We start from the raw sequence: 21,497 nt of genomic DNA, 5'->3' as shown, positions 1-21,497 counted from the left end.
AATAGTTAATCTTCTCCAGGCAAGCCAGAGGGAGATCAAAATTGGGTCCAGGAATGGAAAGGGCGCTATATTACTGGATGGCAGCTCGTTCGTCACGTCCTCGTCGTCCTTCAATTTGCAGATATGTTGGCTGGAAATTGAAAGAGCGAGGAAATTAAAATAGCCCCAGTTGCCCTGTCACTATTGTAGCAAAATCATCGTCGACAAAGGGAAGTATTCCTTCCGCGACCGGCTGGAGTTGCCTGGACAAATAGTGCTCATAATCAAGCGGCGACAGCTGATAATCCACCGGCTCCGGGCCGCTGGTGGTCCAGACATACTGGATGCTGCCGCGCTGCTGGTACTGTTGCGGCCTGCCGAGCCTGACGTTTTGCTCATCGGCCAGCCGGGCGGCGCGGACGTGCGGCGGCACGTTGCGCTGGTATTCGGCCAGCGGGCGGCGCAGGCGCTTACGGTAGATCAGGCGATCGTCGAGCTCGCCGCTCATCAGCTTAGCAATGGTTTGCAGAATATAGTCGCGATAGGGCTGGTGGCGGAAGATGCGCAGATACAGCTCCTGCTGGAACTGCTGGGCCAGCGGCGTCCAGTCGGTACGCACCGTCTCCAGTCCTTTGAAGACCATCCGCTGCGCTTCTCCCTCCTGAATCATCCCGGCGTAGCGTTTTTTGCTGCCGGTATCGGCTCCGCGAATGGTCGGCATTAAAAAGCGGCTGAAGTGGGTCTCAAACTCCAGCTCAAGGGTGCTGGTGAGCTGGTCTTTACTCAGCTCTGCGGCCCACCAGTCGTTGACGAAAGCGACCAGCGAGCGCCCGATTTGCGTCGCCTCTTCTTCGCGATGAGGACGTTTAAGCCAGACGAAGGTGGAGTCGGTATCGCCGTAGATAACGTCATAGCCCTGCGACTCAATCAGCGCTTTGGTCTGGCGCATAATCGCATGCCCGCGCATGGTGATAGAAGAGGCCAGACGGGGATCGAAAAAGCGGCAGGCGCTGGTGCCGAGCACGCCGTAGAAGGCGTTCATAATGATCTTCAGCGCCTGAGACAGAGGGTTGTTCTTGTGCCGTTTGGCATCATCGCGGCCGTGCCAGATTTGCCCGACAATCCCCGGTAGACAATGGTTCTGACGCGAGAAACGGGCGCCGAGAAACCCCTCGGTGCTGTGCGCATTGTCCGGCTGCGCCATCCCTTCGATAAGCCCGACCGGGTCTATCAAAAAGGTGCGGATAATCGAAGGGTAGAGGCTTTTATAATCCAGTACCAGCACCGAATCGTAGAGACCGGGGCGCGAGTCCATGACGTAACCGCCGGGGCTGGCCTGCGGCGGCACTTCGCCCAGGTTAGGCGCGACGTAACCCAACCGGTGCATGCGTGGAAAATAGAGATGGCTGAAGGCGGCGACGGAACCCCCGTGGCGGTCGGCGGGCAGACCGTTGACCGTGGCTCGTTCGAGCAGAAACGGCATGATCTCCGTTTTATGGAAGATACGCGTAACCAGCTCGCAGTCCTGCAGATTATAGGTCGCCAGCGCCGGTTTATCTTCGTGGAAGCGGCGGTCGATTTCGTCCATCCGATCCCAGGGATTATCAATCGCTTTCCCCTCGCCGAGCAGCTCACGCGCCACCGCTTCAAGGGAAAAAGAGGAGAAGTTCCAGAAGGCGGATTTCAGCGCCTCGATACCGTCGATAATCAGGCGGCCGTTGGCCTGGGCAAAGAAGACGCCCTGCTTAAACCCATGTTCGCGCCACTCCAGTTCCGTATTCCCACGGCCGAGCATCAGCGGAATGCGATAGCGTTCGGCATGCTTTTGCAGGATCCTAAGGTCGAACTGGATAACGTTCCAGCCGATCAGCACATCCGGGTCGTGTTCGGCAAACCAGGCATTGAGTTTTTCCAGCAACTGCGGGCGGCTGGCGACGTACTCCAGCTGGAAATCGACGGCAGGGGCGTCGGGCGCGGCGGGGCCGAGCATGTAGACCACCCGTTGCCCGCAGCCTTCCAGCCCGATGCAGTACAGCTCGCCGTGGCGGCTGGTTTCAATATCCAGCGACACCCACTTCAGCGGCGGCCGGTAGTGCGGGTTGGGTTTCATGCGGGCGTTGATCAGCCGCGCGCCGCGCGCGTCGCCTTCGACCCAAACCGGCGCGGTGATGAAGCGCTCCATCAGATAGCGCTCCGGTGGGCGGATATCGGCTTCGTAAACGGTAATGCCGTTTTCACGCAGCTTTTTTTCCAGGCGCATCAGCTGGCGATGAGCGCGACAATAGAGGCCGAAAACCGGCTGGCGATGAAAGTCTTTTAAGGCGAGCGGGGCGAGACGCAGGCCGTTTTCGCCCTGCAACAGACGTTCGACCTGGGCGCGTTGCGCTTCGGGAATGAAGGCGACCGACTCCTGCGGCGGCAGGGTGACCTCAAGCGGGCCGCCGTCGGTGGCAAGCCAGAAGGACAACTCGGTGCCTTGCGGGGTATCCCGCCAGTGACGGGTCAGTAAGAAACCTTCTCGTGGCTGGGTCACGCCGTGCTCTCATCAATTAAAACCAGGCCTGATTATAGCCTGGTTCAATCGATGATGCTGGGGTTTTATACAGGTATGGCGCGCGCTATTTCCCGGAGGCGGCGCTTGCGCGCCTGTCCGGGCTACCCGCCCGCAGCTCGCTGTGCGCCAGTAGCCCGGCTAAGCGGAGCGCGAGCCGGGGACACCGTGGATTTATTGCCCGTAATAGCGTCAGTAGCCCGGCTAAGCGGAGCGCGAGCCGGGGACACCGCGGGTTTATTGCCCGTAATAGCGCCAGTAGACCGGCTAAGCGTAGCGCGAGCCGGGGATACCGCGGGTTTATTGCCCGTAATAGGCTTTCTCGCCGTGCTTGCGCAGATAGTGTTTATCCAGCAGCGTTTGCTGCATCGCGGGGAGCTGCGGCGCCAGCTGGCGGCAGAAGATGCCCATATAGGCGATCTCTTCCAGCACGATAGCGTTGTGTACCGCGTCTTCGGCGTTTTTCCCCCAGGCGAACGGGCCGTGCGAATGCACCAGCACGCCGGGCATCTGCGCTGGATCGATACCCTGGTCGCGGAACGTTTCAACGATAACGCGTCCGGTTTCCCACTCATATTCGCCGTTGATCTCCTCATCTGTCATCAGACGGGTACAAGGGACCGGGCCGTAGAAGTAATCAGCATGAGTGGTGCCGGTCGCCGGAATGGCTTGTCCGGCCTGCGCCCAGATGGTGGCATGGCGCGAATGGGTATGGACAATTCCGCCCAATGACGGGAAAGCCTGGTAGAGCAGGCGGTGGGTCGGCGTATCTGAAGAGGGTTTCTTGTTCCCTTCGACCACTTCGCCGCTTTCAAGACTCACCACCACCATATCGTCGGCACCCATCGCGCTGTAGTCGACGCCCGATGGTTTGATGACCAGCACGCCGCGTTCGCGATCGACGGCGCTGACGTTGCCCCAGGTGAGAGTAACGAGATTGTGTTTCGGCAGGGCCAGGTTGGCTTCAAGCACCTGCTGCTTTAAGGCTTCGAGCATTGCGTTCTCCTTGCCGGGTGGCGTTTCGCTGACCCGGCCTACAAAACCGCAGTTTGTAGGCCCGGCAAACGAGGTGCCGCCGGGCAATTGGCTGCCGTGGTTAACGTTTTGAAGCGTAATAAACTTCGTTCCAGCGCAGCGCGTCTTTAAAGGACGGCAGACGGGTTTCGTTATCGATAACCGCCAGTTCGATATCCTGCAGCTCGGCAAACTGACGCATATCGTCGAGCGTCAGCGCGTGGCTGAAGACGGTGTGGTGTGCGCCGCCGGCGATGATCCAGGCTTCAGACGCGGTGCGCAGATCCGGCTGGGCTTTCCACAGCGCGTTGGCAACCGGCAGCTTCGGCAGATCGTGCGGCGTCGATACCGTTTCAATGGTGTTAACCAGCAGGCGGAAACGATCGCCAAGATCGATCAGGCTGGCGACGAGCGCCGGGCCGGTTTGCGTGTTGAAGATCAGGCGCGCCGGATCGGCTTTACCGCCGATGCCCAGCGGCTGAACGTCGAGGATCGGTTTGTCTGCCGTGGCGATAGTCGGGCAGACTTCCAGCATATGTGAACCCAGAACCAGATCGTTGCCGTTATCGAAGTGGTAGGTGTAGTCCTCCATAAAGGAGGTGCCGCCCTGCAGACCGGTTGACATCACCTTCATGATGCGAAGCAGGGCGGCGGTTTTCCAGTCGCCTTCGCCGGCAAAGCCATAGCCCTGCTGCATCAGACGTTGTACGGCGAGGCCCGGGAGCTGCTTCAGGCCGTGTAAATCTTCAAAGGTGGTGGTGAAGGCATGGAAACCGCCCTGTTCAAGGAAGCGTTTCATCCCCAGCTCAATGCGCGCGGCGTCGAGAAGATTCTGGCGCTTATCGCCATGGATCTGCGCCGCCGGGGTCAGGCGATAGCTGCTTTCATACTCATCCACCAGCGCGTTGATATCCCCCTCGCTGATGCTGTTGACCACCTGAACCAGATCGCCCACCGCCCAGGTATTGACCGAGAAGCCGAATTTGATCTGGGCGGCAACTTTATCGCCATCGGTAACCGCGACTTCCCGCATGTTGTCGCCGAAGCGGCAGACTTTCAGATGACGGGTATCCTGCTTAGAAACCGCCTGGCGCATCCAGGCGCCAATACGCTGATGGGCGACCTGGTCCTGCCAGTGGCCGGTGACCACGCTGTGCTGTTGGCGCATGCGCGCGCCGATGAAGCCGAACTCGCGACCGCCGTGCGCGGTCTGGTTCAGGTTCATAAAGTCCATATCGATGCTGTCCCACGGCAGCGCCGCATTGTATTGCGTGTGGAACTGCAACAGCGGCTTATTGAGGATAGTCAGGCCATTAATCCACATTTTGGCCGGAGAAAAGGTGTGCAGCCATACCACCAGACCCGCGCATTTATCATCATAGTTAGCGTCGCGGCAGATATGGGTGATTTCATCCGGCGTGGTGCCCAGCGGCTTTAACACCAGCTTACATGGCAGCTTTGCTTGCGCATTCAGGCTGTTCACCACATGTTCGGCATGCTTCGTGACCTGACGCAGCGCTTCCGGGCCATACAGATGCTGGCTGCCAATCACGAACCATACTTCGTAGTTATCAAAAATCGTCATTTTCGTGTCCTTAATGGGTGAGAGCTGCCTGAGTATGCGGGGCTTTTTCCGCCTTCGCAGCCGAAGGGAGATACTGTTGTTCTGCGCTGACCGACCACTGCTGGTAGCGCTGGTAAAGTTGTTCAAAGCGTTGAGCCTGAGCAGGACGCGGCTGCAGGGTGCTTTCGACCTCACTTGCCATGCTGTGCTGAGCCGTTGGGATATCCTGATGCACGCCTGCGGCGACGGCGGCGAAGATAGCCGCGCCGAGCGCGCAGCACTGATCGGAGGCGACGATTTGCAGCGGCCGGTTCAGCACGTCACAGCAGGCCTGCATGATGACCGGGTTTTTGCGGGCAATGCCGCCCAGCGCCATCACGTTGTTGACTGGGATACCCTGTTCGGTGAAGCACTCCATAATGGCGCGCGCGCCAAAGGCGGTGGCCGCGACCAGGCCACCAAAGAGCGCTGGCGCATCGGTGGCGAGATTGAGATCGGTAATCACCCCCTTCAGGCGCTGGTTGGCATTGGGGGTACGACGACCGTTAAACCAGTCCAGAACCACCGGCAAATGTTCCAGCGACGGGTTTTTGGCCCAGGCTGCGGTAAGCGATGGCAGCAGCTGTTTTTGCTGGGCAGCGATCTGCGTTTTCAGTTCCGGATGCTGTTGCGCCAGCTGTTCCAGCGGCCAGCCGAGAATACGGCCAAACCAGGCGTAAATATCGCCGAAGGCGGATTGTCCGGCTTCCATACCAATAAAGTCAGGAACCACGCTGCCATCGACCTGGCCGCAGATCCCCTTGACCGTGCGATTGCCCACGCTCTGTTTGTCGGCGATCAAAATGTCGCAGGTGGAGGTGCCGATGACTTTGACCAGGGCGTTGGGCTGCGCGCCGGCACCGACGGCGCCCATATGGCAGTCGAAGGCGCCGCCGGACAGGATGACGGTTTCCGGCAGGCCCAGGCGCTGCGCCCATTCGGCGCAGAGGGTGCCGACCGGGACATCGGCGGTCCAGGTGTCGCTAAACAGCGGCCAGCTCAGGTGCTGGTTGATAAGCGGATCGAGTTCATCGAAGAAGCTGGCCGGCGGCAGCCCGCCCCAGCTTTCATGCCACAGTGATTTATGCCCGGCGCTGCAGCGGCCGCGACGAATATCCTGCGGGCGGGTGGTGCCGGAAAGCAGGGCGGGAACCCAGTCACACAGCTCAATCCACGAAACGGCTGCCTCGGCGACGGCGCTGTCCTGACGGGTGACGTGGAGTATTTTGGCCCAGAACCATTCGCTGGAGTAGATACCGCCGATGTAGCGGGAGTAGTCCTCTTTGCCCGGCTGATGGCACAGGCGAGTAATGGCTTCCGCCTCTTCGACCGCGGTGTGGTCTTTCCACAACACGAACATGGCGTTGGGGTTATCGGCAAACTCTTCGCGCAGCGCCAGTACGTTGCCGTCCGCATCGATAGGCGCCGGCGTTGAGCCGGTACTATCGACGCCGATACCCACCACCTCGTCACGCTGTTCGGCGCTTAATAATGCCAACACACTTTTCAGCGCGGCTTCCATCGATTCAATATAGTCGCGCGGATGGTGGCGAAACCGGTTGTTCGGGCCATCGCAAAACAGCCCCTCCTGCCAGCGCGGATACCACTCTACGCTGGTGGCCAGCTCCTCACCGGTGGCGCATTCCACTGCCAGCGCGCGTACGGAATCACTACCAAAATCGAGGCCAATCGCAATTGCCATGCTGTTACTCCATGCAGAAAACCATTCATGGTGAAACAGTAGATATTCACGACAAAAACCGTCAGGCTGTATTCGCTAATCTTATGGATTATTTTGCTATAGCATCGCAAAGTGTGACGCTGTGCAAATATTCAATGTGGACTTTTCTGCCGTACTTATAGACACTTCTGTTATGCGACAAAAGCGCTTTAATTGCGCGTCACCATCGATTTTTGCTGTGGCGAGGCGGGTTTTAATCGAAATTTTAACCGGCGTCCCAGTACGGCGAGCTGCGTTGGCAGTACAATGTTGAATATGGACAATTGGTTTCCATAATATCTCCAGGAGAGCTGAGCCTATGGCTGAAACACAAAACGATCCGCTGCTGCCGGGCTACTCGTTTAATGCCCATCTGGTGACGGGGCTGACGCCGATTGATGCCGATGGCTATCTGGATTTCTTTATTGACCGTCCGCTTGGAATGAAGGGGTATATTCTGAACCTGACGGTGCGTGGTGAAGGGGTGATTAACAATCACGATGAGCAGTTTATTTGCCGACCGGGTGATATTCTGCTCTTTCCGCCGGGAGAAATTCATCACTATGGCCGCCATCCCGACGCCCGTGAATGGTATCACCAGTGGGTCTACTTCCGGCCGCGCGCGTACTGGCATGAATGGCTGAACTGGCCGACTATCTTCGCTCAGACCGGTTTTTTCCGTCCTGATGAGCCGTGGCAGGCGCGTTTTTGCGAGCTGTTTGGGCAGATCGTTGAAGCCGGCCAGGGAGCCGGACGTTATTCGGAGCTGCTGGCGATCAATTTGCTGGAGCAACTGCTGCTGCGGCGCATGGAGGCGATCAATGAGTCGCTGCATCCGCCGCTGGATAATCGCGTGCGCGATGCCTGCCAGTACATCAGCGATCACCTGGCGGACAGCCATTTCGATATCGCCAGCGTCGCCCAGCATGTCTGCCTGTCGCCTTCGCGCCTGTCCCATCTTTTCCGCCAGCAGCTGGGAATCAGCGTGCTGGGGTGGCGGGAGGACCAGCGCATCAGCCAGGCGAAGCTGCTGCTCAGCACCACGCGTATGCCTATCGCCACGGTAGGGCGCAACGTCGGGTTCGAAGACCAGCTCTACTTTTCGCGGGTATTTAAGAAATGCACCGGGGCCAGCCCCAGTGAATTTCGTGCAGGGTGTGAATAAAACGTAAAGAAAACGAAATGTTGCGCCGGGAAATTGTCACAACCAGTAAACTAAACCCTAACTAATTCGAGTTGCAGGACAAGAGGCGAAGCCGAATTGAACAGCGCTTGCGCTGGCCCCGAAGGGGTGAGGCCATAGGCCGAATCACGCGGCAACCCAGAGAATCCCAGGCGCTTACTCAAGTCAGTGACTGGGGTGAGCGAGTACAGCCAATGTTCATGCAACTTGAAGTATGACGGGTCTATTCGGACAATTGATGGCTTGACGAAAGCGCGACGGCTCCGGAGAATCCGTGCTTCGTTTTGAAACCGGGCACATTATGCAAGCATTGCTGGAACATTTTATCACCCAGTCCACGGCCTATTCCCTGATAGCCGTGATGCTGGTCGCCTTCCTTGAATCACTGGCGCTGGTGGGGCTGATATTGCCGGGAACGGTGATGATGGCCGGGCTGGGGGCGTTGATTGGCAGCGGAGACGTCAATTTCTGGCAGGCGTGGCTGGCGGGGATTATCGGCTGTTTACTCGGCGACTGGATCTCTTTCTGGCTCGGCTGGCGGTTTAAAAAACCGCTGCATCGCTGGTCTTTTTTGAAGAAAAACAAAGCTCTGCTGGATAAAACCGAGCATGCGCTGCATCAGCACAGCATGATCACGATTCTTATTGGCCGCTTTGTCGGTCCGACGCGGCCGCTGGTGCCGATGGTCGCCGGCATGCTCGACCTTCCGCTGGCGAAGTTTATTCTGCCCAATATTATCGGTTGCCTGCTGTGGCCGCCGCTGTACTTCTTACCCGGTATTCTGGCTGGCGCGGCGATTGATATCCCCACGGATGAGAACAGCGCCAGCTTTAAGTGGCTGCTGCTGGCCGCCGCGCTGCTGGTTTGGCTGGCCGGCTGGCTATGCTGGCGCTTGTGGCGCAGCGCGAAAATGCGCGATCGCCTGACGCGACTCTTACCCCGCTCGCGTCTGCTGTGGCTGACGCCGGTGATGGTAGTGCTGGCTGGCGCAGCGCTAACGCTGGTGATTCGCCATCCGCTGATGCCCGTCTATCTCGATATTTTGCACAAGGTTATCGCGCGCTAATGCCTAACAGGTGAGAGGCGCTGCTGTTGCCGCTGAGCAGCGTTTCGGTCGCGCCGTCCCAGGCTATTCGCCCGTCGGCCACCACCAGCGAGCGTGGGGCGATGCGGGCGGCATCTTCCACGCTATGTGACACCATCAGCAGCGTCAGATTTTGACGCTGGCAGACATCGCTCACCAGCGTCAGCATCTCCTGGCGCAGCGCGGGGTCGAGTGCGGAAAAAGGTTCGTCCAGCAACAGGACCGGCTGTTCCCGGACCAGACAGCGCGCCAGCGCCACGCGTTGGCGCTGGCCGCCTGAGAGCTCGCCCGGCAATCTGTCCAGCAGTGAATCGATGCTCATTTGCCCGGCTATCGTCTGCAGGCTGGCGGTCTGCGTCGGGTTAAGCTTCAGCCCCGGATGCATCCCGAGCGCGATATTCTGGCGCACGGTAAGATGATGAAAGAGATTGTTTTCCTGAAACAGCATTGATACCGGGCGCCGGGCCGGCGGCGTCGTGGTATGCGGCTGGCCGTTAATCAAAATCGTGCCGCTCACCGGCGGCAGAAAGCCGGCGATCAGATTGAGCAGCGTGCTTTTGCCCGCGCCGCTCGGGCCGAGCACGGCGAGGCGTTCACCCTGCTCGACGGAGAGCGTGAAGCGCATCGGCAGATGCTGGTAAAGCCAGGTCACATCATTCAGTTTTAACATCACGTCCCGGAAGTTTCTCAATCACGGTAAAGAGTAAAAAGCACAGCAGCAGTAGCAGCAGGGCGGTGACGGCACCGTCCTGGCTACGATAAGAGCCTATTTGCTGGTACAGATAGAACGGCAGCGTACGGAATTGTTCATTACCGAACAGCGCGACGGCGCCGAAATCGCCGATGGACAGGACGCAGGCAAACGCCAGCGCCTGGGCCAGCGGACGCTTTAATGCGCGCAGCTCCACGACCCTCAGGCGGGTAAAACCGCTCATGCCCAAAGAGTGGCAGAGCATACCGTAGCGTACGGCAATATCGCGCATCGGGTTTTCCAGCACCTTCAGCGCATAGGGAATGGCCATCAGCGCATTGGTGAAGATCACGATACCGTCGGCGGAAGCCGGAAGTCCAATGCTGTTATTGAGCAGTAAAAAGAAGCCGGTCGCCAGCACGATTCCCGGCATCGCCAGGATCAGCATGCCGCTGAGCTCCAGAGTCTGACCCGCCAGTAGGCGGTTGCGAAGACGCAGTTCGCGGCTGCTCCACAGCAGCATCATGGTTAACATGACGCTGAGCAGACCAGCGGAAATCGCGATGCGTAACGAGGTGCCGAATGCCTGCCACAGCGCGGGCTGCGCCAGCACGCTGAGCAGGTTGTGATTCAGACCATCGGCGACGACCGCCAGCAGCGGGGGCAGCAGCAACAGCAGCATGAGAGCAATCAGCGCGGTATCGGCCAGACGACTGTGCAGGCGATCGTCCGGATCGCGCCAGCCGTGAACCTGGGTGGTACCGATAGCGACGGCCTTGCTCAGGCGCTGGGCGAGAAGCACCAGCCCGAGACAGCAGACCATCTGGATCAGCGCCAGCATCGCCGCACGCGCCGGGTCATAATCAAAGTTCAGCGCCTGGTAGATAGCCAGCTCAATCGTAGTGGCCCGCGGGCCGCCGCCGAGCGACAGCACGGTCGCGAAGCTGGCGAAGCAGAGCATAAAGATCAGTGCCGCGACGGGGGGAATTTGCCGCCGTAGCCAGGGCCACTCCACCAGACGGAAAAAGGGGTAGCCGCGCATGCCCAACTGGGCGGCTATCTGGCGCTGCTCTCCGGGGATATTCTCCAGCGCCTGCAGCAGCAGCCGGGTGGCCATCGGCATATTGAAAAAAACGTGCGCCAGCAGGATGCCTTGCAGGCCATACGGTGAGAAATCCCACTGCCAGCCGACGGCGTTAAACAGTGTCGCCAGCCAGCCCTGACGGCCATAGACGCTGAGAATGCCAAAGACCGCCACCAGTACCGGCAGAATCAGCGTCATGGCGCACAGGCGCAGCAGAAGCGTGCGCCCCGGGAAGCGCCGGCGATACAGGGTGCGGGCGAGAAAAATCGCCGGTACGACGGAGAAGAGCGCGGAGAGAAACGCCTGCCAGAAAGAGAAACGGATAACGTGCCACAGATAGCTGTCGCTGAAAATCGAGCGCCACGCCGCCTCCGGCGCACTGCCCCAGAGCGCCAGAAACGCGGCCAGTGCGACGGCGACCAGCAGCGCGGCGGCCATCAGACCCGGCACCAGCCAGCCGATATTTAGCGGCTGACGGCGCGTTGCCATGCATTAATCCAGTTCTGACGTTCTGCGGCGACCTGCTGCGGAGTATATTCCAGCGTGGTCTGCGGTTTCGGCAATGCGGCAAAACCCGCGGGTAGCGCAACGTGGGTGACCGGATACATCCAGTTGCCGGTCGGGATGGCATTCTGGAAGGCCGGAGACAGCATAAACTTGAGGAATTTCTCCGCCAGCTCCGGTTGTTTGCTGGCGGCGGTACGCGCGGCGACTTCTACCTGCAGATAGTGGCCTTCGGCGAAATTAGCGGCCGCGTACTGGTCTTTTTTCTCTTCAATGATGTGGTAGGCCGGCGAGGTGGTGTAGCTAAGAACCAGATCGCTTTCCCCTTTGAGGAACAGACCGTAGGCCTCGCTCCAGCCTTTGGTGACGGTGACGGTTTTCGCCGCCAGTTTTTGCCACGCTTCCGGCGACTTCTCGCCATAGACTTTTTGCATCCACAGCAGCAGCCCCAGGCCAGGGGTACTGGTGCGGGGATCTTCGTAGATCACGCGCCATTTTTGAGTGCTTTCCACCAGCTCTTGCAGGCTTTTTGGCGGGTTTTTCAGCTTGTTTTTGTCGTAGACAAAGGCGAAATAGCCGTAATCAAACGGCACAAACGTGTCGTTATCCCAGCCGCCCGGTACCGTGACAGCGCTGGCCGGTACCTGGCTTTTAGCGAACAGTTTGCTCTGCGTAGCCGCTTCCAGCAGGTTGTTGTCCAGCCCGAGCACCACATCGGCTTTGCTATTCTTGCCTTCCATTCGCAGACGATTAAGCAACGAAACGCCATCTTCCAGCGCCACGAATTTCAGTTCACAGTTGCAGTCGGCTTCAAAGGCTTTTTTCACGACCGGCCCAGGGCCCCAGTCTGCCGCAAAGGAGTCATAGGTGTAGACGGTGAGTACAGGTTTAGCAAACGCGGGAACGGCGACCAGCGCCAACAGCGGGAGTAATTTTTTCAACACTTTGCACCTCATAACCAAGGGGGGGCAAAGGATTTTGAGTGGGCCTCAAATCCCTTCGCCGGCGTTATCCGGATCAGGTTCGACGGGTATTTTCTCAGCCTATACACTTCATCCTTCGCGCTGCCTCTGCGTTAGCATCGCGTGTCCACCCGCTTGCTGCTTTGATGCAACCCGAATGAGATGGTGTACGTATATCAGCACCCCGTTGAGAACGGCGTTAGTGTAATGATTTTGTGAACTGACGGAAAGCGCTTCAGCGCCTGCCGGACCGCTATCAGGGATCCGGCGGTGCAAACCACGCCGATTTGAAATCAAACCAGCCCAGGGTATTCATTCTCACGCCACGCATACTGCGCTGCCCCTGGATAATCAGCCAGTGGTGGATCAGCGGCACGATAGTTTGATTGGCCAACAGCTGCTGGCTCCAGGTGGCCGGGTTTAGCTCGCCAGCATGCCAGCGACGGGCATCCTGTTCCCAGTCGACGGGAATACAATGTCGTATCAGCGGGACCTCATACAACCAGGCAAACAGAGAAAAATCAATCGGTAGGGTAAAGTTAGCGCTGTTCAACCAGATATCGCTCACCACCTCGCCACGGTGCCACTCTTCGTACTCCAGCTCCTGAATCTGCAGTTTGACCTGATGCTCCGCCAGCAGCGTCGCCATGATCCCGCCCATCACGCGGTGTTCGACGTGATCCCGATAATAGGTGAGGGTGACGGACTCCAGCCCCGGGGGTTTTTCACAGGCATGACTGCGGGCGTGGTGCCAGCGGGGCAACAGACCATAGGCCGGGAACCAGTTGCCCTGGTACTGTTCACCGGCGTGATAAAGCAGATTGGCGGGCTGTAACAGATAGCTGAGCCACTGGCGAACCGCGAGGTTGCTGCCCAGAGGACTGCGGGCATCAAACAGCAGATAGTAGCACCCTTCCTCCAGCCGACTCTCAATCGCTTTCTCACTTTGCGTGGTTCCCTGTAGCGTCAGGCCGCCGTTGGGCTCTTCGCTAATCTCAGGCAGGACCCAGACGTTAACTTCATCAATTAACGCCCGGTAGCCGAAATAATCGTCAAAAGCGTGGATCTTCAGCTGATTTTGATTGTTACGAACCACCGCGTAAGGCCCGGTACCTACCGGCATCGCGGAGAAATTCTCCATCGACTGCCATTCGCGCGGCAAGATGACAGCCGACACCTGACCGAGCAGCCACGGTAGCCAGCGATCGGGCTGCGTCAGATGAATATCCAGCGTCCAGGCGGTGGGGGAGACAATACGTTCAATGTGTGAGTACAGCGGCAGGGCGTTGCTGCGCTGCAACGAGGCAATCACATCCTCCATCTCCAGCTCTCTGCCGTGGTGAAAATGAATACCGGGGCGGAGGAAAAAGCGCCAGTGGGTGGGGGAGAGCTGCTGCCAGTGGTGCGCAATATCGGCTTCCAGTTCCCCGTTTTCCTCATTTACCCGCGTTAAGGCGCTGAAAATTTGCCTGGCGATATGATTTTCCGAGCGGCGCAGCGCGCTGCCGGGGAGCAGGTTTTTCATCGGCCGGTAGTAGAGTACGCGCAGAATATGCCGCCCCTGGCGAAAGCTACGGCCCAGATGCGAGACCAGCATCTGACGAACGGCGGCTTTGTCGCCCACCAGCTGGACCAGTTGATCGATACGATCCTGTTCCAGCAGATCCTCGGCCCGCTGCTGCTGCAGCGCCAGGCCGGTATACAGGAAAGCCAGCGTTGAGCGCTTGCCGCGCCCGGCTTCCGCTTCCCAGGTTAACCAGCCGCGCTCTTCCATCATATTCAGCAGCGTGCGCATGTGGCGGCGGGAACAGCAGAGCATCTCCGCCAGCTCGTTGAGGGTTGTCTCCTGCGATTTACCTTCGCAGCACTGCCATAAACGGATGAACTGTTGTTGCAGACGAGCAGAAGACATAAAAGGGGAACTCCTGATGAAAACTCAGCAATTTATTAATCCCTATATTAGGCCAATAATGCATGCCGATGAAGCAAGGAGGTGAATATGATGAGGTCTACCGCGAAACAGTTCGACCAACGCGACTTTTCTGCGACGCAGGACGCGTTATGGCTGGCCCGCCTGATGGCAGGGAGACAGCAGAAGATTCCTGGCGAACTGATGCACTGGGGAGTGACATCAGACCTCTGATCATTGACTTGCCCACATCATGTGTGACTGAGTATTGGTGTGTACTTATCGTCTTTCAGACCCCAGGCCAGTTGGCTGAGCTATAACGTTGCGGTCGCCAGCCTGTCGCCTGAAATCGATAGAGTATAAAATCACCCGCCAGCAGATGACTTCTGCTGGCTTTTTTCGTTTTCTTAGCGTGCTTTTAAGGACATGACATGCTCTGGTTGATGACGATGGGACGGCGGCTTAACGGGGTTTACGCGGCGTTTATGCTGGTCGCTTTTATGATGGGGATTGCGGGCGCGCTGCAGGCGCCAACCCTCAGCCTGTTCCTCAGCCGCGAGGTGGGCGCACAGCCCTTCTGGGTTGGCCTGTTTTATACCGTTAACGCGATCGCCGGTATTCTGGTTAGCCTGGCGCTGGCGAAACGATCCGATAGCCAGGGGGATCGCCGCCGGCTGATCATGTTCTGCTGCCTGATGGCGGTGGGCAATGCGCTGCTGTTTGCTTTTAACCGTCACTACTTAACGTTGATCACCTGCGGCGTGATGCTGGCGTCGATTGCCAATGCCGCGATGCCGCAGCTGTTCGCCCTCGCGCGGGAATATGCCGATAGCTCGGCGCGGGAAGTGGTGATGTTCAGCTCGGTGATGCGTGCGCAGCTGTCGCTGGCGTGGGTGATCGGCCCGCCGCTGGCCTTTATGCTGGCGCTGAACTATGGCTTCACCACCATGTTCTCGATTGCGGCCGGTATTTTCGTCATTAGCCTGGCGTTAATTGCCGTTAAGCTGCCGTCGGTTGCCCGGGTAGAGCAGCCTGTGGAAGCGGAGGGCGTGGTGCAGACCGGCGGCTGGCAAGATAAAAACGTGCGTATGCTGTTTATCGCGTCGACGCTGATGTGGACCTGTAACACCATGTATATCATCGATATGCCGCTGTGGATCAGTAGCGATTTGGGCTTGCCGGATAGTCTGGCCGGGATCCTGATGGGGACGGCGGCCGGGCTGGAAATCCCGGCGATGATCCTGGCGGGGTATTACGTCAGGCGCTGGGGCAAACGCAAAATGATGGTCGCCGCGGTGGCTGCCGGCGTGCTGTTCTATCTGGGGCTGATCGTATTTCACGATCGCAGCGCGCTGCTGGCGCTGCAGCTGTTTAACGCCATTTTTATCGGTATTGTCGCCGGGATTGGCATGCTGTGGTTCCAGGATTTGATGCCTGGACGAGCCGGGGCGGCCACCACGCTGTTTACCAACAGTATTTCCACCGGGGTGATTCTCGCCGGCGTGCTGCAGGGGGCGCTGTCGCAAAACTACGGCCACGCCAGCGTGTATTGGGTCATTGCCGCCATCTCGCTGCTGACGCTGTTTTTGACCAGCAAAGTCAAAGATATTTAGCCAGGCGCCGCACCGCAGATTGCTGCGATGCGGCGGGCTTTCAGGACAGAATATTCATCATCTCCCGCAGCTGACGCACGGCAATTTGCCCGGGTGCCGACGCCTGACCCACGCTGCCAAACGTCATCGCTGAGCCGAACAGGCGTCCGGTGACCCGGCTGATGCCGCCCGGTTTGCCCATCGACATCGTGATTAACGGGCGGGTGGCGTACTGTTCTTTCATCACCAGAGTGGCAGACAGTAACGTCAGCACGTCGTGCGGCGACTGAGGCATGACCGCGATTTTCGGCAGATCGGCACCCAGATCCTGCATCCGACGTAGCCGGGCGATGATCTCTTCCTGCGCCGGCGTTTTGTGGAAATCATGATTGCTCATAATCACCTTCACCCCGGCGGCATGAGCTTCATCGATCAACGCCCGGATCGACGCTTCGTCATTGAAGAGCTCAATATCGATGATGTCCACCAGCCCGCTGGTGACGGCCAGGCGGTTGAGGGCGAAGTACGCGTCATCGGCAAGTTCCGTTTCACCCCCCTCTCTGTGGCTGCGGAAGGTGAACAGCAGCGGCATATCGGCGAGCAGCCGGCGAATATCCGTCAGCGCCAGCAGGACCTGTTGTTGTTCATGGACGCGGATAAAGTGGTCGACGCGCCATTCGATAAGATCGGCTCCGGCCTCCGCCAGCGTGCGGGCATGGGTTTGCAGCTCATCGAGCGTCTGGCCGATCAGCGGCACGCAAATTAACGTGGCGCCTTCCTGAAAGGTGATGTTTTTAATGGTGACAGCTGTCATCATGTGAGGGTCCATCGGTCAGGGCCGGGTGGGGGTATTTGTGGTCATCACCCGCGCGAAAAAGCTAAAAAAATGCCCGGTCACAGGACCGGGCTTGGGTATCAACAGCGTGCTTAGTTCATAAAGGCAGGCAGTTGGTTTTCGTAGGCTGAAATCGCCTCTTCGTGCTGCAACGTCAGGCCGATGCTATCAAGTCCGTTGAGCATACAGTGGCGGCGGAAGGCATCGATTTTAAAGCTGTAGGTTTTGTCGCCCGCTTTCACCACTTCGGATTCCAGATCCACTTCGAACGTTATGCCCGGGTTCGCCTGAACCAGACTGAACATCTCGTCGACCTGTTCATCGCTCAGCGTCACCGGCAGCAGCTGGTTGTTAAAGCTGTTGCCGTAAAAGATATCGGCGAAGCTGGGGGCGATAACCACTTTAAAACCGTAATCGGTCAATGCCCACGGCGCATGCTCACGGGAGGAGCCGCAGCCGAAGTTTTCCCGCGCCAGCAGGATCGATGCGCCTTTGTACTCCGGGAAGTTCAGCACGAATTCCGGATTCGGCCGCTGTCCCTGGTCATCAAGGAAACGCCAGTCGTTGAACAGATGCGCGCCAAAACCGGTGCGCGTGACTTTCTGCAGGAACTGCTTAGGAATGATCGCATCGGTATCGACGTTTGCGGCATCCAGCGGAACCACCAGGCCCGTATGTTGGGTAAATTTCTCTGCCATGATGGTCTCCTTATTTGATGTCGCGGATATCGGCGAAATGGCCGGTCACGGCTGCCGCAGCGGCCATAGCCGGGCTGACCAAGTGAGTACGTCCGCCGCGGCCCTGACGGCCTTCAAAGTTACGGTTGCTGGTTGATGCGCAGCGTTCGCCAGAATTCAGGCGATCGTTGTTCATGGCCAGGCACATAGAGCAGCCCGGCAGGCGCCATTCAAAACCGGCTTCGATAAAGATCTTATCCAGCCCTTCAGCTTCCGCCTGAGCTTTCACCGGGCCAGAACCCGGGACCACTAATGCCTGCACGCCCGGTGCGACTTTGCGGCCTTTCGCGACTTTGGCCGCGGCGCGCAAATCTTCAATACGCGAGTTGGTACAGGAGCCGATGAACACCTTATCGATAGCCACGTCGGTTAACGGGATACCTGGCTTCAGGCCCATATAGGCCAGCGCTTTTTCTGCGCTCGCTCGCTCTACCGGATCGGCGAAAGAGGCCGGGTCGGGGATCCTCTCGTTAACGGAGATGACCTGGCCCGGGTTCGTGCCCCAGGTCACCTGCGGGGCAATCTCTTCAGCCTGCAGGGTTACGACGGTATCGAAGGTCGCGTCAGCGTCGGTTTTCAGGGTTTTCCAGTAGGCAACGGCAGCGTCGAAGTCCTGGCCTTTTGGCGCATGCAAACGGCCCTGCACATAGTTGAACGTGGTTTCATCCGGCGCAACCAGGCCTGCTTTCGCGCCCATTTCGATGGCCATATTGCACAGCGTCATACGACCTTCCATGCTCAGATCGCGAATGGCTTCACCGCAGAACTCCACTACGTGGCCGGTGCCGCCGGCGCTACCGGTTTTACCAATGATGGCCAGCACGATATCTTTGGCGGTGATGCCCGGCGCTGCTTTGCCATTAACTTCAATCTTCATGGTTTTGGCACGGCCCTGCTTCAGGGTCTGAGTCGCCAGGACGTGCTCAACTTCGGAGGTGCCGATGCCAAAAGCCAGTGCGCCAAAGGCGCCGTGAGTCGCGGTGTGAGAATCGCCGCAGACGATGGTCATTCCCGGCAGAGTGACGCCCTGTTCCGGCCCCATCACGTGGACGATCCCCTGATACGGGTGGTTCAGATCGTACAGCTCAACGCCGAACTCTTTGCAGTTTTTGATCAGTTCCTGCATCTGAATGCGCGCCATTTCGCCGGACGCGTTGATATCTTTCGTCTGGGTGGAAACGTTATGGTCCATGGTGGCGAAGGTTTTACCCGGCTGACGAACCTGACGGTTGTGCGCGCGCAGGCCGTCAAAGGCCTGCGGGGAGGTCACTTCATGCACCAGGTGACGGTCGATGTACAGCAGCGGGGTTTCATTTTGCGCTTCATAAACAACATGCGCATCAAACAACTTCTCGTATAAGGTCTTCGCCATGATTACACCCCTTCAGCGACATAGCGGGCAATGATATCGCCCATTTCATCGGTACTGACCGCCGCCGTACCACGCGCTAAATCGCCGGTACGCACGCCTTCTTCTAATGCACGGTTGATAGCATTCTCAATCGCTGTTGCCGCGTCATCGGCATTCAGGCTGTAGCGCAGCAGCAGCGCCAGAGAGAGGATCTGCGCGATAGGGTTGGCGATATTCTTGCCCGCGATATCCGGGGCTGAGCCGCCTGCCGGTTCATACAGACCAAAACCTTGTTCATTGAGGCTGGCCGACGGCAGCATGCCCATTGAACCGGTGATCATGGCGCATTCGTCAGACAGGATGTCGCCGAACAGGTTGGAGCACAGCAGAACGTCGAACTGGGACGGATCTTTAATCAACTGCATCGTGGCGTTGTCGATGTACATGTGCGCCAGCTCAACGTCCGGGTATTCTTTGGCAATCTCGTTGACCACTTCGCGCCACAGAATAGATGACTGCAGAACGTTCGCTTTATCAATAGAAGTCACTTTCTTACGTCGTTTGCGTGCGGACTGGAACGCAATATGCGCGATGCGCTCGATTTCAAAGCGATGATAGACCTCGGTATCAAACGCTTTCTCGTGTTGACCGCTGCCTTCGCGGCCTTTCGGCTGGCCGAAGTAGATGCCGCCGGTTAATTCGCGGACGCACAGAATGTCGAAACCGTTGGCGGCGATATCCGCGCGCAGCGGGCAAAACTCTTCCAGCCCCTGGTACAGCTTCGCCGGACGCAGGTTGCTGAACAGTTTGAAATGTTTACGCAGCGGCAGCAGCGCGCCGCGCTCCGGCTGACCAGCCGGCGGCAGATGTTCCCATTTCGGGCCGCCTACGGAGCCGAACAGGATCGCATCGGCCTGCTCGCAACCTTCTACGGTCGCCTGCGGCAGCGGGGTGCCCTGACGGTCGATAGCGATGCCGCCGACGTCATACTGACTGGTGGTAATGCGCATATCAAAACGGTGACGAACGGCTTCCAGTACTTTCATCGCCTGGTTCATGACTTCCGGGCCAATGCCATCACCTGGCAAAACAGCAATATGGTAATTCTTCGACATTACACGGTTTCCTTCTTGTTCTCGTTATTTTGAGCTTTGCGTTGCAATTCTTTTTCGACTTCTGCTGCGCGCCAGATATTGTTCAGCACGTGAACCATGGCTTTCGCGGAGGATTCAACGATATCCGTCGCCAGACCGACGCCGTGGAAGCGACGACCATTGTAGGTCACGACGATATCTACCTGACCCAGCGCGTCTTTGCCCTGACCTTTGGCGTTCAGGTCATATTTGACCAGCTCAACGTCATAGCCGGTGATGCGGTTGATTGCCTGGTAAATAGCGTCGACCGGGCCGTTGCCGTTTGCGGCTTCCGCTTTGGTCTCTTCACCGCAGACCAGTTTTACGGAGGCGGTGGCGATATCGCTGGAGCCTGACTGGACGCTGAAGTAATCCAGACGGAAATGTTCCGGCTCTTCCTGCTGCTTGTTGATGAACGCCAGCGCTTCCAGATCGTAATCAAAGACCTGGCCTTTTTTGTCTGCCAGCTTCAGGAATGCGTCGTAGAGGTGATCCATGTTGTAGTCGGTATCTTTGTAGCCCATCTCTTCCATGCGGTGTTTCACTGCCGCACGGCCGGAGCGGGAGGTCAGGTTCAACTGCACCTGGTTCAGGCCGATAGATTCCGGCGTCATGATTTCGTAGTTTTCGCGATTCTTCAGCACGCCGTCCTGGTGAATACCGGAAGAGTGGGCAAAGGCGCCGGTTCCGACGATAGCTTTGTTGGCAGGGATCGGCATATTGCAAATCTGGCTGACGGTCTGGCTGGTACGCCAGATTTCCTGGTGATTAATGCGGGTGTGCACATTCATAATGTCTTTGCGCACTTTAATCGCCATGATCACTTCTTCCAGCGAGCAGTTGCCGGCGCGTTCGCCGATACCGTTCATCGCGCCTTCAACCTGGCGAGCGCCGGCGTGAACCGCTGCGAGGGCGTTACCGACCGCGATGCCTAAGTCGTCATGGGTATGGACGGAGATAATGGCCTTGTCGATGTTAGGCACGCGTTCGTACAAACCGGTGATGATGTTGGCGAATTCGAACGGCATGGTGTAGCCGACGGTATCCGGAATATTGATGGTTGTTGCGCCTGCATTAATCGCGGCTTCAACGACGCGAGCCAGATCGGCAATCGGCGTACGGCCAGCGTCTTCACAGGAAAACTCGACATCGTCAGTGTAGTTGCGCGCGCGCTTCACCATATAGATGGCACGTTCAATAACCTCATCCAGGTTACTACGCAGCTTGGTGGCGATGTGCATCGGCGAGGTGGCGATAAAGGTGTGAATACGGAATGCTTCGGCGACTTTTAAGGATTCTGCCGCCACATCAATGTCTTTTTCGACGCAACGAGCCAGGGCGCAGACGCGGCTGTTTTTGATGGTACGCGCGATGGTTTGTACGGACTCAAAGTCGCCAGGAGATGAGACCGGGAAGCCGACTTCCATCACATCAACGCCCATCCGTTCGAGGGCCATCGCAATCTGCAGCTTCTCTTTCACGCTCAGGCTGGCCTGTAACGCTTGCTCTCCGTCACGTAAGGTCGTATCGAAAATAATGACTTGCTGGCTCATGGTATAGATCCT

The 21,497-nt window shown here is 58.1% G+C and carries 16 protein-coding genes, 1 pseudogene and 1 riboswitch; of the genes and pseudogenes, 4 read left to right on the top strand and 13 right to left on the bottom strand.

The window, feature by feature from the left end; genetic code table 11:
- Positions 1-154: 154 nt before the first annotated feature.
- The 4 genes from polB to araB form a co-directional block, all read right to left on the bottom strand.
- On the bottom strand, positions 155-2,512 hold the full coding sequence (polB, locus tag CWM52_RS02210) for a DNA polymerase II (RefSeq protein ID WP_100682586.1): 2,358 nt from the start codon (positions 2,510-2,512) through the stop codon (positions 155-157).
- Between the two features lie 318 nt (positions 2,513-2,830).
- A complete protein-coding gene (gene araD / locus CWM52_RS02205) occupies positions 2,831-3,526 on the bottom strand; it encodes an L-ribulose-5-phosphate 4-epimerase (RefSeq protein WP_100682585.1) in 696 nt (231 codons plus the stop codon).
- 100 nt (positions 3,527-3,626) lie between these two features.
- The gene (araA, locus tag CWM52_RS02200; RefSeq protein ID WP_100682584.1) at positions 3,627-5,129 is read right to left on the bottom strand and encodes an L-arabinose isomerase; all 1,503 of its coding nucleotides are present in this window, start codon (positions 5,127-5,129) and stop codon (positions 3,627-3,629) included.
- Positions 5,130-5,139: 10 nt separating this feature from the next.
- Entirely contained in the window at positions 5,140-6,849 is a 1,710-nt protein-coding gene (araB, locus tag CWM52_RS02195) for a ribulokinase (protein WP_100682583.1), read from the bottom strand.
- Positions 6,850-7,186: 337 nt separating this feature from the next.
- Between araB and araC the strand changes: the two genes are divergently transcribed.
- Positions 7,187-8,032: an arabinose operon transcriptional regulator AraC gene (gene araC, locus CWM52_RS02190; protein WP_100682582.1), complete on the top strand. Its 846-nt coding sequence runs from the start codon at positions 7,187-7,189 to the stop codon at positions 8,030-8,032.
- Between the two features lie 319 nt (positions 8,033-8,351).
- Positions 8,352-9,116 (top strand): DedA family protein, encoded by a 765-nt coding sequence (locus CWM52_RS02185; RefSeq protein WP_100682662.1) that lies wholly within the window; start codon positions 8,352-8,354, stop codon positions 9,114-9,116.
- On the opposite strand, the gene thiQ is transcribed toward CWM52_RS02185, so the two are convergent.
- The 4 genes from thiQ to sgrR form a co-directional block, all read right to left on the bottom strand.
- Entirely contained in the window at positions 9,103-9,804 is a 702-nt protein-coding gene (thiQ, locus tag CWM52_RS02180; RefSeq protein ID WP_100682581.1) for a thiamine ABC transporter ATP-binding protein ThiQ, read from the bottom strand. The two genes, CWM52_RS02185 and thiQ, sit on opposite strands and share 14 nt — an antisense overlap.
- Positions 9,788-11,398, bottom strand: coding sequence for a thiamine/thiamine pyrophosphate ABC transporter permease ThiP (thiP, locus tag CWM52_RS02175; RefSeq protein WP_100682580.1), 1,611 nt, complete (start codon positions 11,396-11,398; stop codon positions 9,788-9,790). The genes thiQ and thiP overlap by 17 nt, the downstream gene beginning before the upstream one ends.
- Positions 11,374-12,357, bottom strand: coding sequence for a thiamine ABC transporter substrate binding subunit (gene thiB, locus CWM52_RS02170; protein WP_100682661.1), 984 nt, complete (start codon positions 12,355-12,357; stop codon positions 11,374-11,376). Before thiB ends, thiP begins: the two co-directional genes overlap by 25 nt.
- Positions 12,358-12,389: 32 nt before the next feature.
- Positions 12,390-12,572: riboswitch (TPP riboswitch) on the bottom strand.
- A gap of 59 nt (positions 12,573-12,631) precedes the next feature.
- The gene (gene sgrR / locus CWM52_RS02165) at positions 12,632-14,287 is read right to left on the bottom strand and encodes an HTH-type transcriptional regulator SgrR (RefSeq protein ID WP_100682579.1); all 1,656 of its coding nucleotides are present in this window, start codon (positions 14,285-14,287) and stop codon (positions 12,632-12,634) included.
- A gap of 87 nt (positions 14,288-14,374) precedes the next feature.
- Between sgrR and CWM52_RS02160 the strand changes: the two are divergent.
- Both CWM52_RS02160 and CWM52_RS02155 read left to right on the top strand, forming a co-directional pair.
- Positions 14,375-14,525: pseudogene (locus CWM52_RS02160) on the top strand (glucose uptake inhibitor SgrT).
- Positions 14,526-14,715: 190 nt separating this feature from the next.
- Positions 14,716-15,897: a sugar efflux transporter gene (locus CWM52_RS02155; RefSeq protein WP_100682577.1), complete on the top strand. Its 1,182-nt coding sequence runs from the start codon at positions 14,716-14,718 to the stop codon at positions 15,895-15,897.
- A 40-nt stretch (positions 15,898-15,937) separates the two neighbouring features.
- On the opposite strand, the gene aroD is transcribed toward CWM52_RS02155, so the two are convergent.
- The 5 genes from aroD to leuA form a co-directional block, all read right to left on the bottom strand.
- Positions 15,938-16,693: a type I 3-dehydroquinate dehydratase gene (gene aroD / locus CWM52_RS02150; RefSeq protein WP_100682576.1), complete on the bottom strand. Its 756-nt coding sequence runs from the start codon at positions 16,691-16,693 to the stop codon at positions 15,938-15,940.
- Between the two features lie 110 nt (positions 16,694-16,803).
- Positions 16,804-17,409: a 3-isopropylmalate dehydratase small subunit gene (gene leuD, locus CWM52_RS02145; RefSeq protein ID WP_100682575.1), complete on the bottom strand. Its 606-nt coding sequence runs from the start codon at positions 17,407-17,409 to the stop codon at positions 16,804-16,806.
- A gap of 10 nt (positions 17,410-17,419) precedes the next feature.
- A complete protein-coding gene (gene leuC / locus CWM52_RS02140) occupies positions 17,420-18,820 on the bottom strand; it encodes a 3-isopropylmalate dehydratase large subunit (RefSeq protein ID WP_100682574.1) in 1,401 nt (466 codons plus the stop codon).
- Positions 18,821-18,822: 2 nt separating this feature from the next.
- Positions 18,823-19,914: a 3-isopropylmalate dehydrogenase gene (leuB, locus tag CWM52_RS02135; protein ID WP_100682573.1), complete on the bottom strand. Its 1,092-nt coding sequence runs from the start codon at positions 19,912-19,914 to the stop codon at positions 18,823-18,825.
- Entirely contained in the window at positions 19,914-21,485 is a 1,572-nt protein-coding gene (leuA, locus tag CWM52_RS02130; protein WP_100682572.1) for a 2-isopropylmalate synthase, read from the bottom strand. The genes leuB and leuA overlap by 1 nt, the downstream gene beginning before the upstream one ends.
- Between the last annotated feature and the right edge of the window lie 12 nt (positions 21,486-21,497).

The organism is Raoultella sp. T31 (assembly GCF_002806725.1).
Classification (GTDB): Bacteria; Pseudomonadota; Gammaproteobacteria; order Enterobacterales; family Enterobacteriaceae; genus Klebsiella; species Klebsiella electrica.
This window is presented reverse-complemented; position numbering and strand designations above follow the sequence as displayed.

Coding starts and splice junctions, on each gene's coding strand:
- araD (WP_100682585.1), bottom strand. CDS start 3,526: ATGCTCGAAGCCTTAAAGCAGCAGGTGCTTGAAGCCAACCTGGCCCTG.
- araA (WP_100682584.1), bottom strand. CDS start 5,129: ATGACGATTTTTGATAACTACGAAGTATGGTTCGTGATTGGCAGCCAG.
- araB (WP_100682583.1), bottom strand. CDS start 6,849: ATGGCAATTGCGATTGGCCTCGATTTTGGTAGTGATTCCGTACGCGCG.
- araC (WP_100682582.1), top strand. CDS start 7,187: ATGGCTGAAACACAAAACGATCCGCTGCTGCCGGGCTACTCGTTTAAT.
- CWM52_RS02185 (WP_100682662.1), top strand. CDS start 8,352: ATGCAAGCATTGCTGGAACATTTTATCACCCAGTCCACGGCCTATTCC.
- thiQ (WP_100682581.1), bottom strand. CDS start 9,804: ATGTTAAAACTGAATGATGTGACCTGGCTTTACCAGCATCTGCCGATG.
- thiP (WP_100682580.1), bottom strand. CDS start 11,398: ATGGCAACGCGCCGTCAGCCGCTAAATATCGGCTGGCTGGTGCCGGGT.
- sgrR (WP_100682579.1), bottom strand. CDS start 14,287: ATGTCTTCTGCTCGTCTGCAACAACAGTTCATCCGTTTATGGCAGTGC.
- CWM52_RS02155 (WP_100682577.1), top strand. CDS start 14,716: ATGCTCTGGTTGATGACGATGGGACGGCGGCTTAACGGGGTTTACGCG.
- aroD (WP_100682576.1), bottom strand. CDS start 16,693: ATGATGACAGCTGTCACCATTAAAAACATCACCTTTCAGGAAGGCGCC.
- leuD (WP_100682575.1), bottom strand. CDS start 17,409: ATGGCAGAGAAATTTACCCAACATACGGGCCTGGTGGTTCCGCTGGAT.
- leuC (WP_100682574.1), bottom strand. CDS start 18,820: ATGGCGAAGACCTTATACGAGAAGTTGTTTGATGCGCATGTTGTTTAT.
- leuB (WP_100682573.1), bottom strand. CDS start 19,914: ATGTCGAAGAATTACCATATTGCTGTTTTGCCAGGTGATGGCATTGGC.
- leuA (WP_100682572.1), bottom strand. CDS start 21,485: ATGAGCCAGCAAGTCATTATTTTCGATACGACCTTACGTGACGGAGAG.